A 15,002-nucleotide genomic window follows, 5' to 3' on the forward strand; every position below is an offset into this window, starting at 1 on the left:
TCGTAAGAAAATCACTCTGCTTTTTCATGATGTAAAGTGCCCCTGCCGCGCTATCAAGTTTCTATTGTCCCCGACCGAATATCGGCAGGGCACATTTTGGTCAGGTTTCGATCACATTCTGGCGTTAGACGACGACACAGTCTGCTGCGTCGAGAAGCCGCTGCAGATACCTCCCTGCAAAGAATGACAAGAAGACTTGAGAAAGCCTCATAAAATCCGATGCAAAAGCCACTATCGATCGCACTTTTGACCGCCTTTTCCGTCCTCTCGTTCTCGCTTCCGTCCTACGCCATCGATGCAAATGTCATAAGACAGTTGAACCAGCTTGCGCCCGAGGAGCGGCTGGAGCAGCGTTGCGATATCGAGGCGATGGAGCGGATTGCCAAGGAACAGAAAGGCATGAAGCCCGATAAGGTTATTGCCTATGCCTTCGGCGATCCCGATGTTGCCAAGGATTCGATCAAGGCTTCGGGCGCGGTGTTCCGCAGCGCTGGTGAGTGGTATCGCCTCAAATACAAGTGCCAAGTGGCACCCTCAACGCTCGGCATCCGCAACTTCGATTACAAGGTGGGCGACAAGGTGCCGGAATCGCAGTGGGCGAAGCACTATCTCTACGACTGAGCAAAAAAATCGGCGCGGCGGCCCGGGTGACCGCCGCGATCACGCCGACAAGAGCCGCGCTTCCTCGCGAATGCGGTTCACCATGGAGCGAAGGCCGTTGGCTCGCTGGGAGGACAGGTGTTCCACCAAGCCGATCTTGCCGAACACGTCGATGGCATCGAGAGCGGCGATCTCCGAGGCCCTTTTGCCGGAATAGGTAGCAAGGACGATAGCGACGAGTCCCCGGACGATATGGGCGTCTGAATCGCCTTCGAATGTCAGCACCGGATCAGGCGCGCCATCGCTATGGCTTACGACCCATACCTGGCTGGCGCAGCCCTGTACCTTGTTCTCCGCCGTCTTTTTGTCCTCTGCCAGATCCGGCAGTTCCTTCCCAAGCTCGATCACGTAGCGGTAGCGGTCCTCCCAATCGTCGAGAAAGGAGAAGTCGTCCATGATCTTGTCGAGAGAAGCCATTTGCCTGCCATCCATGTTGCTGCACCGATATAGGTCAACGGCAGGGTAAATTGAACCGCTGCCGCTAAGAAAAAAGCCCTGCGGCGAAGCTTTCACTTCGGGCAGGGCGTCAGGAGTCGGGCAGTCAGGCAGCGCATCTATAGCGGGATGCGCCGCAAGGGATGTTGAGAGTGTCACTCAAATCTGTATCGGTTCTGCTGTGGCGTTGCGCGTCTGGCTATTCAGTCAGAGGGCAGGACGCTTCTGCGGCAGGGGAATGGTATTTTCGACCTTGATGGTGCCGGTTTTGATATCGTCGCCGGCTGTCACCGTTTCGACCTTTGTGGCAGGAACGTTCGCGTTGGCGATTTTGGGCTCATCGGTTGCGTTGAGATGGGAATCGATCAGTTCATAGGCAACCTTGGCGCCTTCGCGGGCTCGCTCACCAAGCGCATGGAATGTTTCGGCGCCCTTGATGCAGACGTCAGGCTTTTCGACGCAGATGGCACTGACATAGCGGTATGCTTCGCTGGCGGCGGACATCGCGCCAGCGACATTCATCTGCGAGTTCTGGCTGTCTGTGCTGTTGCCGCCAAAGTAGGACAGTGCGACGAGCACCAGCGAAAACCAGACCGTTCCTTTGATGAGAAACCACATTGCAAGACTACCCTGTTTGACCGGCGTCCTTTTCGGATCATCCGTTGTTGCCCTGTTGTCCGGGCTTGCAAACACCCTAGCGGCGAGAGCCCAACAGCCCTTTGCTGAAAACCGCGAGATTTAATTCAAATTGTAACGACTTGTTCCCCCCAAAAGTCGATGAAACCCTGATCTCAGGAATTTTAACGGTCGATGTTAAGCATAATTGCGGCAGTGGGGCGACAATGCAGGCGATTGGGCACGCATCCCTCGCCTCAAATATTAACGCAACCAAAAAAATACAAGAAAATCCTTCGCTTACCCACCGTTAACCATGATTGGCAAAGGACCGGATATTTGCGCCGAAATGGGATTTCGCGGTGACTGGAGCGGCTTCGTCACCCTCGCTTTTATCCATTCCTTAAGCCGCGTGCTTCTATTGTCAGGCATGATTGAAGGCAGGTGTTAATCCTGCTGCGTTTTAGAGTGCGGTGTCCTGGTATTGCGTAACATAGCGGAAAAAGCGATTGCGGTTGTCGATCATGTCGCGGGCATGTGGTTGTCGCGCATGGAAGACGATGCCAGCGAAAGACTGGCAGTCGTTGCCGCAGTTCGTCGTCTTGCCGCCTTTGGTCTCGTCGCGCTATTCATCGCTCCTGCCATCATCTGCTTCATTCTCCCGGCATCGGTTGCACTGCCGCTCGGCGTAGCGCTGGTGGTCGCGGTATTCCTGGCATCGTGCGCGGTGCTTTTGACAATTTATAAGCCAACCAGGGAGATCGCAGCTGCGGTCATCAACCGCGAGCAAATCGCATCCTCGCAGGTTCCGGGTTTACTGTTGTTCTTCACCGAACAGGGCGTCGTCGAGGCCGTATCGGGTCGCGACCGGCGGAGCTTTCCGTTGCAGATCCAGAACAGCGCAGGACATGTCTTTGCCGAAATGGTGCATGTTTCCGACCGCATTGGCCTGATGCAGGCTTTCGATACACTGCGTCAAGGAGAAGATCATGCGGTTGCCGACCTGCGGTTCGAGAACGGTCACGTCAGTCGCAAGATTCAGTTCATCTATGCCCGCATAGACATGACGGCGGAGCGGGATCAGACCGGCCGGCTCGTGCGCGTCATCGGCCAGCTCAGCGATGTCAGCGAAATGGAAGTTCTACGCCGCGAAATGGCCCGAAAGGCCGCAGAGGCGGAATCTGCGACCGAGGCAAAATCGCGCTTTCTGGCGGCCGTCAGCCACGAATTGCGCACGCCACTCAACGCCATACTCGGCTTTTCCGACATTCTTGCCGGCGAGTATTTTGGCAAGTTGGAGAACGATCGTCAGCGCGAATATGTTAAGCTGATCCGTCAGTCTGGCGGCCATCTGCTCTCCGTCGTCAACACGATGCTGGATATGAGCAAGCTGGAGGCGGGACGTTACGAGTTGATGATGGAGCCTTTCCGCATCAGCGATGTCATCGCGTCATGCGAAGGCATGCTTGGTCTCCAGGCGAAACAGAAGGGTCTGACGCTGACGAGCCGCGTTCAGCGCGATCTTGGCGAGATCGTCGCGGATCAGCGGGCCGTCCAGCAGGTTCTGATCAATCTGGCGAACAATGCCATCAAGTTTACCGAATCCGGTGGTGTGGTTGTCATCGATGCATCAATGCAGGATGATATGCTAAAGCTAACGGTCAGCGACACGGGCATTGGCATTGCCGCCGATAAGATCGAATTCCTGGGCCAGCCCTTCATGCAGGTCCAGAATGATTATACCCGTCGCTATGAGGGCACGGGGCTGGGACTATCGCTAGTGAAGGGACTTGTGGAACTTCATGGCGGCAGACTTGCAATCACCAGCAAGCAGGCCGAAGGAACAGTCGTCACGATCCTGCTGCCTGCCGATGGCTCCGGCGAGCCGCGCAGTACTTGCGAAGATGCCGGTGCGCCTGTGGAGTTTCCGCCGCGCTTGAGAGAGAATGCGGGTGGCGCCGACATGAGAAAGAGGAAGGACACTGCGGATGGCCGCGCCAAAGCGAAAATCGCCTAGGAAAAAAACTGTCCGGAAGGAGCCTGGCTTGCTGTCTGTGGCTGCGCGCGCCATGGGCCAACAGGTTCTGTCTCATCCGAAACTGGTTGGCGGCTCCGCCGCGTTCCTGATTGTTTTCGGCTTCGTTTCCGCCAACGCCCTCTGGTACCAACCCGGCCATCATCCGGCACCTTTCCTGCGCACCCGAGATGAGGATGATCCAAATGGTATCGCGGGTTACCGCATGACGTCGACGCTCGGCCAGCACGGTAACGTTACGACCTTCCGCATAGAACGACAGGCGGATGCTCAGGAGATCGATGCGCAACAGGCCTCGGCTCAGCCAGAAGCAGGGCAGGGAGCAACCGCCGGACAAGGTCAACAGCCTGCCAGCCATCCACCTTCCGAGCTGGTTGCGGAAATCCAGCGTGAGCTTGCGCGCCGCGGCCTCTACGATGGTCCTGCCGATGGCTTGACGGGCCCACGCACAACAGCGGCGATCCTTTTCTTCGAAGAAACCGTCGGCATGGAGCAGACGGGGGAACCGACGAGCCGGGTCCTGTCCGCGCTGAGAATAGATAGCGCAACGACCGTTGCAGCCATCCCTAAGGCTTTGCCAAAAGATCGCCCCGCTGCGGCCAATGGCGGAGGGGTGGCGCTCGATCCGGTCGCTGCCGCAATCCGCAATGCGGAGGCCAAGCCGCTCAAGCCGCAAAATGTCTCTCTGTCTTCGACAAGCGGCACCAATCCTGCGGGCAAGGATCTTGTTTCAAAAATCCAGCAGGGCCTTGTCAACATTGCTTACGCCGATGTGAAAGTAGATGGTTTGGCTGGTGAACAGACGCGCCAGGCCATCCGCAATTTCGAGAAGCACTATCGCCTCCCCGAGACAGGAGAGCCGAGTGAAGCGGTGTTGAAAAAGCTCAAATCTATCGGGGCTTTGTAAGAGCGAACGGAATCTTTTTCTGAAGGTTCGTCGACACAACCCGGCTTTTGTGAATCAGTTTGTAAGCGTTCTTGGTCAAAGCGTTGGGTGGACACGCTCTTTTTCCAACCTCTCGCGCCGATTTGGTTCTGCATCCGGAAAAAGAATAGCTTGGCAATATTGCGCGTTCTATAAGTCTCCTCATGCGTCTCAAGTCCGAAATCTTCATATCCGCTCTCATGCGTCGCGTCTTCGCAGCAGGCGACTTTGCCGCCATTGAGCGAAAGGGAGCGGAGGAGGCGGGCGCGATCTTCATCCGCCAGCGACTGCGCGACGGTCGCGAAAATCTCTTTGGCCCGGCCCCTCAAAGCTTTGCAGAAGATGATGAGATCCGTTCAGAACGTCGGTTCGAACAGCGGCTTAAAGAGGCGACCGCCCTACAAGTGGACAGTCTTCTGGACAAGGAACGCCGGTTCGACGAGGACCTCTGGGTCGTCGAACTGGAAACCGAGAGCGTTGACGACCTCTTCACCCTTGTGGCCTGACGTTCCTTGGATGCGCCGGAATGCTTCCTGTGATCGGAAACCACTGCGTTTTGGCACGCATTAAAGCCTCGACCCATCAAAGCACGCTGCATAGATCCAAATCGGCGAAGTGCCCTTCACGCCTGCAACGAGACGCACGGCTCTTTAGCGGCGTACAACCAGTTTGTGAACTGCGGCAGGTTCAGGCGAATGCGCGCTGTCACTGCTCTGCGGATTTGTTGTGTAACGATCCGCGCGGCGCCAGCTTTCGATCCGCTCTTCACATTCGACAGTGTCGAGTGACTCGAGCATGGCTTCGGCACGGCTTGTATCGCCGGCAAGCTTCCTCATATGCGGATAGAAACATTCCAGAATGAAGATTGCGTCGTTCATATCCATGCCGATGCCCACAAGTGTCGTGGCCAACTGGCGTCCGGAGATATCGAGGAGGATGCGCTCCGTCAGCCAGTGACTGGTGGAGAGTGAATCCGAAAGGGTTGCGGCAAACCGGCTCGCATCGCGCTCGCGCGCGAACCGGACCAGTAGTGCTTCCTGCACTTCGGTCAGGCGGCGGACGCCGAGCGTATCGCCCGCAGGGCGGTTGAGCTGACGCGCCATCGTGCGAAGCTGGCTTCGCAGCTTCTCCTCGCGCTCGGCTCTCGCCGCATCTGACTGGGAGGTGCGGATATCCTCGTTTGTGACGCCCGCGCCATGGCGTGAATGTCGCAAACCAACCAGCGCATCGATGACGGTTGGGGACAGATCTTCGCGCCGGACGATCGTTCTGGCATGCGCGCCACCTTGCGTTCGGGCGATCGCGATCAATGTCTCGTCATTCAGCGCCTTGGAGGACACGAGGAAGGGCGCAGACAGCGAAATCGGCTGGCTAGCGATAAAGAATGCGACGGCTGAAGGCACATGAGGGTTCTGTGAAAGGGCAGCGATCGCCTCTCGCTTCGCCTCGGTGGTGGAGGCAGAAAAGAGCGGCAGAAAAAGCTCTGCAAATTGTCGCAGCTCTGATCTGGATGGATGAGGCAGCCCTTCGAAACTCGAGACGGTCGCCATCAATACCACGTCTTTCTTCCTCTCGGCCCTTGGCCGTTCCAGTTCTCGAAATCGGTCTGTCAACGCAATACCCAACAAGACGCAAAACTACAGGAGCACTCAAAATAGAATGAATGCGTTGACGCCCTGTTAACCACGGGTCCCGAGAAGAGGCTTTTTTCGATAATTCACAGCTATTTTGTTAACCAAAGGAATTTTCGTTCCGATGGAACCGAGCTCATACGTTTCGCGTTTGCCAAGGTCGATCGGAAGAAATAGGTCGCCGTGCGAAAGTAAAGCTGTTCTGCACAAGGCATATTAGGATTAACGCTTGCTTAACTTTCTCGTGATTCTATAGCGTGGGCAAGTGCAGCATTCGGTGATATGGTCCTGAAGCGAAGCAAAGCCCATGAGGGCGGGAGAAGCATCCCGGACCCCGTGTTTCTGCCCAGTCCGTGGACTGGTAATGCCCGATGTAGTGGTACTTGGCATTCCATATCGGCTCAATGCCGTTGTCTCAAAGACCCGGCACAAAGATCAAAAACAGATTTTTGCTGAAAGCTCGATATGGCGCCTGCTCATACCGGACGGTCGCATGCGACAATGTATATGGCAATCCGGTCAACAAGTTCCGTCGTGCCGAGTGGAAGGAGATGGCAATGGCAGACATAATTTCGATTTCGACGGCAACACGCCGTCCACGAAAGCCGGACGACGCGCATATCAGTGCTGGTGGACCAGCGCAGATCCTGTTTTTCACCGGCGTGCGTTATGAACGAACAGACGCAGCCAAAACGGTAAAGGCACGCAAACGCAAAGTCAGCGCAGTTGCAGGACAGGACAGTGCGATAAATTCTTGAGCACTTAAAACCTGCGTGGAGCAGTCTGATATTCTCAACCGGCCTTTGGCTTTTGCGCACACCCAGACGTCCTTATCGAAAGGACAACCGATATTTCAGCGCGCGGCATCGACATGCCGTCTATCTGATCGCTGTCGGCTCGCACGTCGCCGCTCCCAGGAACCGCTCCGCTTCTTCGAGAAAGCTTGCCTGCCGGACCATCGTTCGTAAAACGACGTAGCCCTTTTCATGCCCTGCTTCTACCAGAATGGATTTCGACAGCGCCTGAACCTGCGTCTTGCGAATGGCGCCGCTCTGTTCGGCGTTGGCAATGGCAATATCCAGCTCTCCACCCGCCGACGTGCGGTCGTTCATGCTGAAAATCTCATTCGATGCGCTGTCGAAGACCGCAATGGACCAGAAGGGAACAGCGCCGAAGGCCGAGAGCCTAACCGGTTTTTCCTCGATATCAAAGGTGCAGACAGCCACCCGCATGAACGGGTCTTCGCTCACGAGTTCTGCCTTGTTCTGGCCGGGCCGGTCAATTTTGGGCTCGACCATATGGAAACGGTTTTGCACACCCTGTGCAACAGCACGCGTATAAGCGTCGCGGTTGGAAAAATGCGGGATGGAAAACAGGATGACGAGGTGCAGAACGGCGGCTCCGACCAGACCCGTGAAGATAGACAGGAGGAGCCTAAGCATGACTGCAATCCATCTTTTCGATGGCTGGCATGGTAATGTCGATAAGGCCGGTGCTGCCTGCAATCGGCGTGTCCAGCAGGGTCAGAACCAGTTTGAAATTGCCAGCAGGCGGCACTGCCAGCCAGTTGAACGGAGTGGCAGTCGCCGAAAGCGTCACGGATACGCCGCCCTGCGGGCCGTGCAGCAGGTTGCGCGAGTTGAGAGCGATTGGCCGGCCTGAGCCATCATCCAGCAGATTGCCTTGTTGATCGGCTATGTACAGTGTCCAGAAGCGCGCGGGCGGCAGATTTCCGCTCAGAGTATACCGGCATTGACCCGTCAGTCGCTGACCGCCGCTGTCCATGGCTGCGGTGAAAGCCAAGCCCTCTGCAGTCCCGTAGAGCAATTTTCCCGCATCAGCCCGGTGCGCTTTCGCATAAGGGTCTGCTTCGATCGTCTGCGACTCTGGAAAGGCGTCCCAGGCGCCGATCTTGATGGAGCCGAAGCCGGACGTGGCTTCCAGTGCCACAAGCGTGGAAACGATGCCACCGCCAAAGGCAATGACCAATGAAAGGGCGACAAGAAATGGGACTCGAAACACGCTGCTTTCCCGATTTGGAGCAGCGCCACGGTTAGCATTGATTTCGACGCGGGGAAATGGCTCAGCGTAAAGGATCATGAACGCTAGAGAGAAAATTCATCGGTCTCGATTTCAACCTCGCGATGAACAGCTTTTCGCGACCGATGCGGAAACCAGGCGATGCGGAGGTGACGGCGGCAATCTCGCCGTCACCTCCGCACCTTCAAAGACGCATGCCGCATGACACACAGGTCCCACATATACCGAACCATTCGATGCACGAGGAAGCAGCGCAAAGCTGCCGACATGCTGGCCGTTAACCAGGTGAGGCTTACTCGTGGATCGTATAGGAACCAAGTTTGCACAGGTCCTGTCTATCCTCGGTCGTATCGAGATCGGAGCCTTCCTCGAACTCGAAGCGCATGTCGTAACGACAGACCGTGCGGCCATCTGCAATGGTGATCTCGATGCTTTCGCCAGGCTCCAGAACCTGCTCGCCAAAGACGTCGTCTTCCCATTCGTTGACGCCGACCGGTGATGTATAGAACCGCGTCAAAACCGAGTTAGTGCCGTTCTTCAGCGTGAACGTCAGATCGTCTGCATGTGCCGCTGCGGACGCGCACACAAGAGCTGCCACAGCGGTGAGTATCGTGTTCAATTTTTTCATGATTGTCCCCCCGAAAGCCATGTTATCACTAAACTCCATTGGACGGTTTCGTATTGGAGTTTCAAGCCATCCTACCGCGAAGCCTCTGGATTTCGCGATTGATGGGCGAACCTTTTTTGGGATTTTGCCATCGGGCAGGCGTCTATTCTGACTAGAGGCTACCTTAAGCCGTTTGTTGACTCTGGCAGAGTTCGTATATGCTAATGCTGAAAGAGGCGGCGTTCTCGGAGCGAAGGAAAACATATGATTTCTGCTGAACTTTCCGGTCTTGCCGCGGACGTGATGCAGGGGGATGAGGACAGCTCTCCCGCGTCCCGTTTGATCGACGCGCGCATTGCGGAGTTGGGCGATTGGCGGGCGGAGGTATTATCGAAGATCAGGTCGATCATCCGGGCCGCGGATCCACGGGTAACGGAGGACTGGAAGTGGCGGGGCGTGCCGGTCTGGTCTCGTGACGGTATAATTTGTACCGGAGAGACATATCGCTTCATCGTCAAAATGACGTTTGCTCACGGTGCGTCCTTGGAAGACCCAATGGGTCTTTTCAACGCGTCGCTTGAAGGCGACACGCGTCGAGCCATCGACATTCGCGAAGGTGAGGAGGTCGATGAAGAGGCTTTGAGTGCGCTCATAGCGCGCGCCATAGCGTTTAACGAGGCGCACGCCGCAGAACGCGGTCGAACACGATAAGCAGGCGTTCTCAACGGTATTATGTCGCGGGCGCGAAACGCTTGACTGTCGCTGTCTCACCGCATCGTTCGGGATGATGCGGTGTTAAAGAAGACGGAGCGTCATTTATGCGCACCAGGGGACGCGCAGCGCTTTAATTGGCGGGTGCTGGCTGTCCTGTAGCCGCAGGCATCGAGGGTTGTGCCGGCTGAGCAGAGCCCGCAGGCGCTGCAGGTGGTGCTGCGCTTACAGAGGAGCCCGAGACATCGTCCGTCGCGATAGGCGCGGCAGTGACAGTGCCGTCGGCGGCTGCCACACGCCAAACCGTGTTGCCTGCGTCATCCGCCACAAGCAGCGCGCCGGTGCCGTCTATGCCGACGCCAACAGGCCTGCCCCTGGCCTTGTCACCCTGGATAAATCCTGTCACCACGTCCTGCGTTTTCCCGACCGGCCTGCCGTTGTCAAACGGCACGAAAGTGACGCGGTAGCCATTGAAGGCAGTACGGTTCCAGCTGCCATGTTCTCCGATGAAGGCACCGTTTTTATACGGCGCAGGCAAGGCGGAGTTGAGCGAAAAAGTAAGTCCGAGCGCAGCGACGTGGCTGGACAAAGCGTAATCCGGCTTGATCGCCTTTTCCACCATGTCGGGCCGCAGCGGATGGACACGATTGTCCACATGGTTGCCATAGTAACTCCATGGCCACCCGTAAAATCCGCCTTCCTTGACGGATGTCATATAGTCCGGCACAAGATTGGGACCGAGTTCATCTCGTTCGTTGATGACGGCCCAAAGCTCCTTGCTCTGCGGGTTGAAGGCAAGGCCGTTGGGATTGCGCAGGCCCGAGGCGAAGAGTTTCCACGCTCCTGTCTGGCGGTCGACCTGAAGAATGGCGGCGCGGTTCTTTTCCGCTTCAAGCCCGTTCTCGACGATATTGGAATTCGAGCCGACCGACGCATAGAGGAACTTGCCATCTGGGCTAAGCGCCAAGTCCTTCGTCCAATGATGGTTGATCGGTCCGCCCGGAAGTTGAGTCAGCACACGCGGCTCTGCGGTTATCTCGTTCTGACCGAGTTGATACGGATAGGCGAGGATTTCATTGGCGGTCGCCACGTAAAGCGTATTGTCGGCGAAGGCCAGCCCAAAGGGGGAGTCGAGCTTTTTCAAAAGATCGTGGCGCTCGTCCACCGTACCATCCCGGTTGGTGTCCTTAAGCAGGGTAATGATATTGCTTTCCTTCGGCGGTCCGCCAGTTTCGCCATGCGCGATCGACATGATGAAGCCGCGAATGATGTCCTTTGGGCGCGACGAGGACTGTCCGCCTTGTGGCCCACGCGACTGCACCACAAGAACATCGCCGTTTGGTAAGGTATGAACAGTGCGCGGGTTGACGAGATCCTTCTGGTAGACGGAAATCTTCAGCCCTTCCGGCACCTTCGGCATTTCACCATCCTTCCAACCGACGACCTCCGCGACCTTCAGGTCGGGAATCAGGCTCATGGCTGGCTCCGGCAAAACAGGATCGGGACCGATCTGCTGCGAGATGTCGAAATTGTCGTTCTGGTCACTGCACGCAGGAAGGACAAGTGCAACGCCCGCAAGCACTAGGACGGGTGTGAGAATGCGAGAAACCATGATTATACTCTCCAGGCCAGGCGCGTGTACTTTCGGGAAGAGGCGGAAACCGCCATCAGCGACACGACAAAGGTGATGGCCGAAAGCAAAAGTCCGTAAGGGACCACTGCCGTCCAGCCGTCACCGGCATGAACGAGACTGTTGGTGAAAGCGAGCAGCAGCATCACGATAAAGAGGACGATGGAAGCAAAGGACGGGCGCATGGGCCGCGTGCGCCGGCGAAGCAGATCGATAAGACCGGCGAGAATTGCGATGCCGCCAGCGACCAGTCCCGCAAATAAAAGCCATGATGAAAAATTTGACCACATCAGATTGGCTGTGCGCCAGTAGGCAATGTCCGTTCCAAGCGCCAGAGAAAAGCACACGAACGGAAAAGGCACGAACAGCAACTGGAAAGGATAGGCGGAAGCTTCCCTGTGGGATGCATCACTCATGTCATTGCTCCAACCGGTATTGAAGGGAGCGCTCTCGTTCCAATAGGCTTTGAGCGCCACTATGATATTGCGAACGGTTCAAGAGGTCATCTGGTTGCAATTGTCGTACTTACAGACACACCCAGAGATGTCTGTCGATTATTCGTGTGGAAAAACGTCGCTCAATACAAAAATCACACGATCGAGTGTTGTACTCCCCACATGAACAGCCCCAAGATTGCATTTTTGGGTATCTGCAGCACCACCCAACAATCGAGATCGATTAGCGAAGGTAAGGGCCGCAGATGGAGATGTAGAGCGAAGCTTTTGCTTGCATGAGCAAGGCTTTGCAGACGCATTCAAGGGCTTGGCATGGGTAGTTTTTCGATTTGGCACTGGGTGATCGCACTCGGCATTATCGCCATCATTCCGGTGATTTTCGCGATGAGAAGTCCACCTCCAGGTCCCAACCGCTTCGGTGGCTTGCCATACGCCATGGATTTTGGAACGGCGGTATCGACCTTCTTCAAAAACTACACCAATTTTTCGACGCGTGCGAGCCGGTCGGAATTCTGGTATTGTGTCTTGTTTTTGATTTTGGCCTCTACCGTCCTTAACGTAATCGATCGGTCCGGGCTTCTTAGCATCGTATTTTCGTTCGCCACGATTACGCCGACTATAGCGCAAAATACCCGGCGCCTTCACGACATCAATCGCAGTGGATGGCATCAGCTTCTTTGGCTCATTTTGCCTATCGGCTGGGTGGTTTTGATCGTGTGGTACTGCACGCCGGCACCCGATGGAGCTGCGTTGACGCGAGGCACGACCGTCAAACCAGGCAAGGATACCGTTGAAGCGCTCGAAAAACTCATGAAGCTACGTGAGAGTGGCGCGCTGACACAGGAAGAGTTTGAGACAGAGAAGAGAAAGATACTCGGGTCTGCTTGAGTTCAGACTTATTGCAGCGTGTCGTGCAAAGGTGTCAGATGGCGTCGCGATGCGACTTCAAGCAGGACAAGGCATGAGGCGTGTAAGGGAATACATCACGCCATACTTAAAGACTTTCGCATCCCCCGATTGGGCCGCGGTGTGACATTGCTTCTTCAGGTGTGACCGGCACACTAGTTTCCGGCTTCGGCCACCTTTTGCGGTGCAAGAGTAGGGGCCGAGGCCTCTTTCAGCTGCTTGCCAACCGCCCGTAGAATTCGCGTGGCTTCGGCCGAAAGAGAGCGAGGGCGTGTAAGCGCCGGAAGCGCGCTTGCATCGGAGGAAGCAATCTGCGCCCCATTCGCGCCGGGTTGCGGGCGAGAGCCCGTCGGCAGCGGGTTCTGGATGCCTGGGATAGGGCGCAGTTCCATGCCCTGGTGGGCGTAGTCCATCAGCCGCTTGAAGGTCATGGCGGGAAGGGCGCCGCCTGTCATGTTGTTCATTGACGTAAAGTCGTCATTTCCGAACCACACGGCTGTCGTGTAGTTGCCGGTAAAGCCGACATACCAGGCATCGCGGTAGGCCTGCGACGTGCCGGTCTTGCCGCCGGAGACGATGCCGTTGTCGAGCGCGCCGCGCCGTGCGGTGCCTTCCACCGGAATGGTCACCAGCATGCGGTTCATCTTGGACGTCGCCTCTTCTGAAAGCACGCGATGCGCAGGCGGCTCGTCGCGGTCGAAGTCGTAGAGCACCTTGCCTTCATAATCGAGAACCTGCTCGATTCCATGACGGCGCGACTGCATGCCATTGGCCGGGAAGACGGCGTAGCCCGTAGCCTGATCCAGCACCGTCAATTCTGAGGTACCAAGTGGAATGGTCTTGTCGCTGCGAAGCGGCGTTGCAACGCCCATGGCTTTTGCCGTGTCGACGATGATCTGCGTGCCAAGCACATCCTTGGCAAGACGCACCGGTACGGTGTTGTAGGATTTCGCCAGTGCGGTCTGCAGCGTTACCTTGCCAGCATAGGAGCGGCCGTAATTCTGCGGCGACCAGCCGCGCCATGTGACCGGCGCATCGGAGATCAGCGTCTCCGGCTTGTAGCCCTTTTCCATGGCGGCGGAGTAGGTATAGACCTTGAATGACGATCCCGGTTGGCGAAGGGCCGCTGTCGCGCGGTTGAACTGGCTTTCGCCATAGTCCCGACCACCGACCATGGCGCGGATGCCACCGCCATTTTCGATCATCACCATTGCGCCCTGCTTGACCTTATAGCCTTCGCCGAATTCGCGAAGACTGCCTTCCATCGCCTGCTCTGCAGCCTGTTGCAGGCCGGTATCGATTGTGGTGCGGACCACGACCGTATGGTCCTTGATCTTGCCGTCCTTGGCCAGACGCTGCACCTCGTCAAAAGCCCAGTCGAGGAAGTAATCGGGTGCCTGCACCTCTTCGCGGTCGATGACGGTTGCAGGGTTGCGACGTGCACCAACGACCTGACCTTCAGTCATCAATCCGCCCTGGACGAGGTTGGAAAGAACCGTGTTGGCGCGTGCGCGTGCCGCCGGCAGGTTGACATGCGGCGCGTACTTTGCCGGAGCTTTGAACAGGCCGGCGAGGATGGCGGATTCCGCCAGTGTCACATCCGTCAGGTTCTTGCCGAAATAGAATTGTGCCGCTGCTGCTGCACCAAAGGTGCCACCGCCCATATAGGCGCGGTCGAGATAGAGCGCGAGGATTTCCTTCTTCGACATATTGGCTTCCAGCCACAATGCCAGAAAGGCCTCCTTGATCTTGCGCTCCAGTGATCGTTCATTGGTAAGAAACAGGTTCTTGGCAAGCTGCTGCGTCAGCGTCGAGCCCCCCTGAACGACGCCGCCTGCACGGGCATTCTCGCTCATGGCGCGCGCAAGGCCGATGAAGTCGATGCCGAAATGGTCGAAGAAGCGACGGTCTTCGGTCGCCAGAACAGCCTTGATAAAGTGATCCGGCATCTGGTCGATCGGAACGGAATCTTCGTGAATGATGCCGCGATGGCCGATAGTGTTGCCGTAGCGATCAAGGAAAGTCACGGCAAAGTCGCCGCGATAGCGCCAGTCCTTCTTGGTTTCCTCGAAGGCGGGCAGGGCAAGTGCCAACAGAACGACGGACCCAGCCGTGCCGACGGTCAGCGCGTTGCAGGTCATGTTGACGACAAATTTCTTCCATCCGCGCACATGCAGCTTGCGGGAGGCGATCGTCACTTCTTCCCAGAAATCGAATGCGCGAGATGCAGCAGTCCACAGGCTGGAATCGATCCATGAATCGATCCGAAGCAGAATATGGCGTTTACGGCGCGCCGGTTTCTTGTTGTTGTCTTCCTGCACCTGAAACGTATTCCTGTTCGATGTGGCGAGC

The 15,002-nt window shown here is 56.7% G+C and carries 16 protein-coding genes; 7 read left to right on the plus strand and 9 right to left on the minus strand.

Going from position 1 to position 15,002, the window contains the following annotated elements; all coding sequences use genetic code 11:
- Positions 1-219: 219 nt before the first annotated feature.
- Positions 220-621, plus strand: a complete 402-nt coding sequence (locus tag QZ862_RS15225) for a DUF930 domain-containing protein (RefSeq protein ID WP_296015607.1) — start codon at positions 220-222, stop codon at positions 619-621.
- A gap of 39 nt (positions 622-660) precedes the next feature.
- Here the strand turns inward: QZ862_RS15225 and QZ862_RS15230 are convergent, their stop codons facing one another.
- Positions 661-1,077: a SufE family protein gene (locus QZ862_RS15230; RefSeq protein ID WP_144621064.1), complete on the minus strand. Its 417-nt coding sequence runs from the start codon at positions 1,075-1,077 to the stop codon at positions 661-663.
- A gap of 225 nt (positions 1,078-1,302) precedes the next feature.
- A complete protein-coding gene (locus tag QZ862_RS15235; RefSeq protein ID WP_296100814.1) occupies positions 1,303-1,713 on the minus strand; it encodes a DUF5330 domain-containing protein in 411 nt (136 codons plus the stop codon).
- A gap of 490 nt (positions 1,714-2,203) precedes the next feature.
- Between QZ862_RS15235 and QZ862_RS15240 the strand changes: the two genes are divergently transcribed.
- The 3 genes from QZ862_RS15240 to QZ862_RS15250 all read left to right on the plus strand — a co-directional run bounded on the left by QZ862_RS15240 (position 2,204) and on the right by QZ862_RS15250 (position 5,176).
- The gene (locus QZ862_RS15240) at positions 2,204-3,727 is read left to right on the plus strand and encodes a HAMP domain-containing sensor histidine kinase (RefSeq protein WP_296101018.1); all 1,524 of its coding nucleotides are present in this window, start codon (positions 2,204-2,206) and stop codon (positions 3,725-3,727) included.
- Entirely contained in the window at positions 3,699-4,652 is a 954-nt protein-coding gene (locus QZ862_RS15245; RefSeq protein WP_296100815.1) for a peptidoglycan-binding protein, read from the plus strand. The genes QZ862_RS15240 and QZ862_RS15245 overlap by 29 nt, the downstream gene beginning before the upstream one ends.
- Positions 4,653-4,834: 182 nt before the next feature.
- The gene (locus QZ862_RS15250) at positions 4,835-5,176 is read left to right on the plus strand and encodes a DUF1491 family protein (protein ID WP_296037053.1); all 342 of its coding nucleotides are present in this window, start codon (positions 4,835-4,837) and stop codon (positions 5,174-5,176) included.
- A gap of 144 nt (positions 5,177-5,320) precedes the next feature.
- On the opposite strand, the gene QZ862_RS15255 is transcribed toward QZ862_RS15250, so the two are convergent.
- Positions 5,321-6,220: a DUF2336 domain-containing protein gene (locus QZ862_RS15255; protein WP_296074322.1), complete on the minus strand. Its 900-nt coding sequence runs from the start codon at positions 6,218-6,220 to the stop codon at positions 5,321-5,323.
- Between the two features lie 638 nt (positions 6,221-6,858).
- Here QZ862_RS15255 and QZ862_RS15260 point away from each other — a divergent pair.
- Positions 6,859-7,059, plus strand: a complete 201-nt coding sequence (locus tag QZ862_RS15260) for a hypothetical protein (protein WP_296100816.1) — start codon at positions 6,859-6,861, stop codon at positions 7,057-7,059.
- A gap of 120 nt (positions 7,060-7,179) precedes the next feature.
- Here the strand turns inward: QZ862_RS15260 and QZ862_RS15265 are convergent, their stop codons facing one another.
- The 3 genes from QZ862_RS15265 to QZ862_RS15275 all read right to left on the minus strand — a co-directional run bounded on the left by QZ862_RS15265 (position 7,180) and on the right by QZ862_RS15275 (position 8,972).
- Complete coding sequence (locus QZ862_RS15265; protein WP_296100818.1) at positions 7,180-7,743, minus strand: DUF1254 domain-containing protein; 564 nt, start codon at positions 7,741-7,743, stop codon at positions 7,180-7,182.
- The gene (locus QZ862_RS15270) at positions 7,736-8,323 is read right to left on the minus strand and encodes a DUF1214 domain-containing protein (RefSeq protein ID WP_296100820.1); all 588 of its coding nucleotides are present in this window, start codon (positions 8,321-8,323) and stop codon (positions 7,736-7,738) included. The genes QZ862_RS15265 and QZ862_RS15270 overlap by 8 nt, the downstream gene beginning before the upstream one ends.
- Positions 8,324-8,633: 310 nt before the next feature.
- Positions 8,634-8,972, minus strand: coding sequence for a hypothetical protein (locus QZ862_RS15275; protein WP_296101020.1), 339 nt, complete (start codon positions 8,970-8,972; stop codon positions 8,634-8,636).
- A 279-nt stretch (positions 8,973-9,251) separates the two neighbouring features.
- On the opposite strand from QZ862_RS15275, the gene QZ862_RS15280 reads away from it, so the two are divergent.
- Positions 9,252-9,659: a DUF1801 domain-containing protein gene (locus tag QZ862_RS15280; RefSeq protein WP_296101022.1), complete on the plus strand. Its 408-nt coding sequence runs from the start codon at positions 9,252-9,254 to the stop codon at positions 9,657-9,659.
- 133 nt (positions 9,660-9,792) lie between these two features.
- Here the strand turns inward: QZ862_RS15280 and QZ862_RS15285 are convergent, their stop codons facing one another.
- Both QZ862_RS15285 and QZ862_RS15290 read right to left on the minus strand, forming a co-directional pair.
- Complete coding sequence (locus tag QZ862_RS15285) at positions 9,793-11,271, minus strand: sorbosone dehydrogenase family protein (RefSeq protein ID WP_296100822.1); 1,479 nt, start codon at positions 11,269-11,271, stop codon at positions 9,793-9,795.
- Positions 11,272-11,273: 2 nt separating this feature from the next.
- Positions 11,274-11,705 carry a DUF2231 domain-containing protein gene (locus tag QZ862_RS15290; RefSeq protein WP_296015588.1) on the minus strand — a complete coding sequence of 144 codons (432 nt, stop codon included), beginning with the start codon at positions 11,703-11,705 and terminating at the stop codon, positions 11,274-11,276.
- A 351-nt stretch (positions 11,706-12,056) separates the two neighbouring features.
- Between QZ862_RS15290 and QZ862_RS15295 the strand changes: the two genes are divergently transcribed.
- Entirely contained in the window at positions 12,057-12,632 is a 576-nt protein-coding gene (locus QZ862_RS15295; protein WP_363315938.1) for a DUF805 domain-containing protein, read from the plus strand.
- A 173-nt stretch (positions 12,633-12,805) separates the two neighbouring features.
- On the opposite strand, the gene QZ862_RS15305 is transcribed toward QZ862_RS15295, so the two are convergent.
- Positions 12,806-14,971: a transglycosylase domain-containing protein gene (locus QZ862_RS15305; protein WP_296100824.1), complete on the minus strand. Its 2,166-nt coding sequence runs from the start codon at positions 14,969-14,971 to the stop codon at positions 12,806-12,808.
- Between the last annotated feature and the right edge of the window lie 31 nt (positions 14,972-15,002).

The organism is uncultured Agrobacterium sp. (assembly GCA_913777615.1).
Taxonomy (GTDB): domain Bacteria; phylum Pseudomonadota; class Alphaproteobacteria; order Rhizobiales; family Rhizobiaceae; genus Agrobacterium.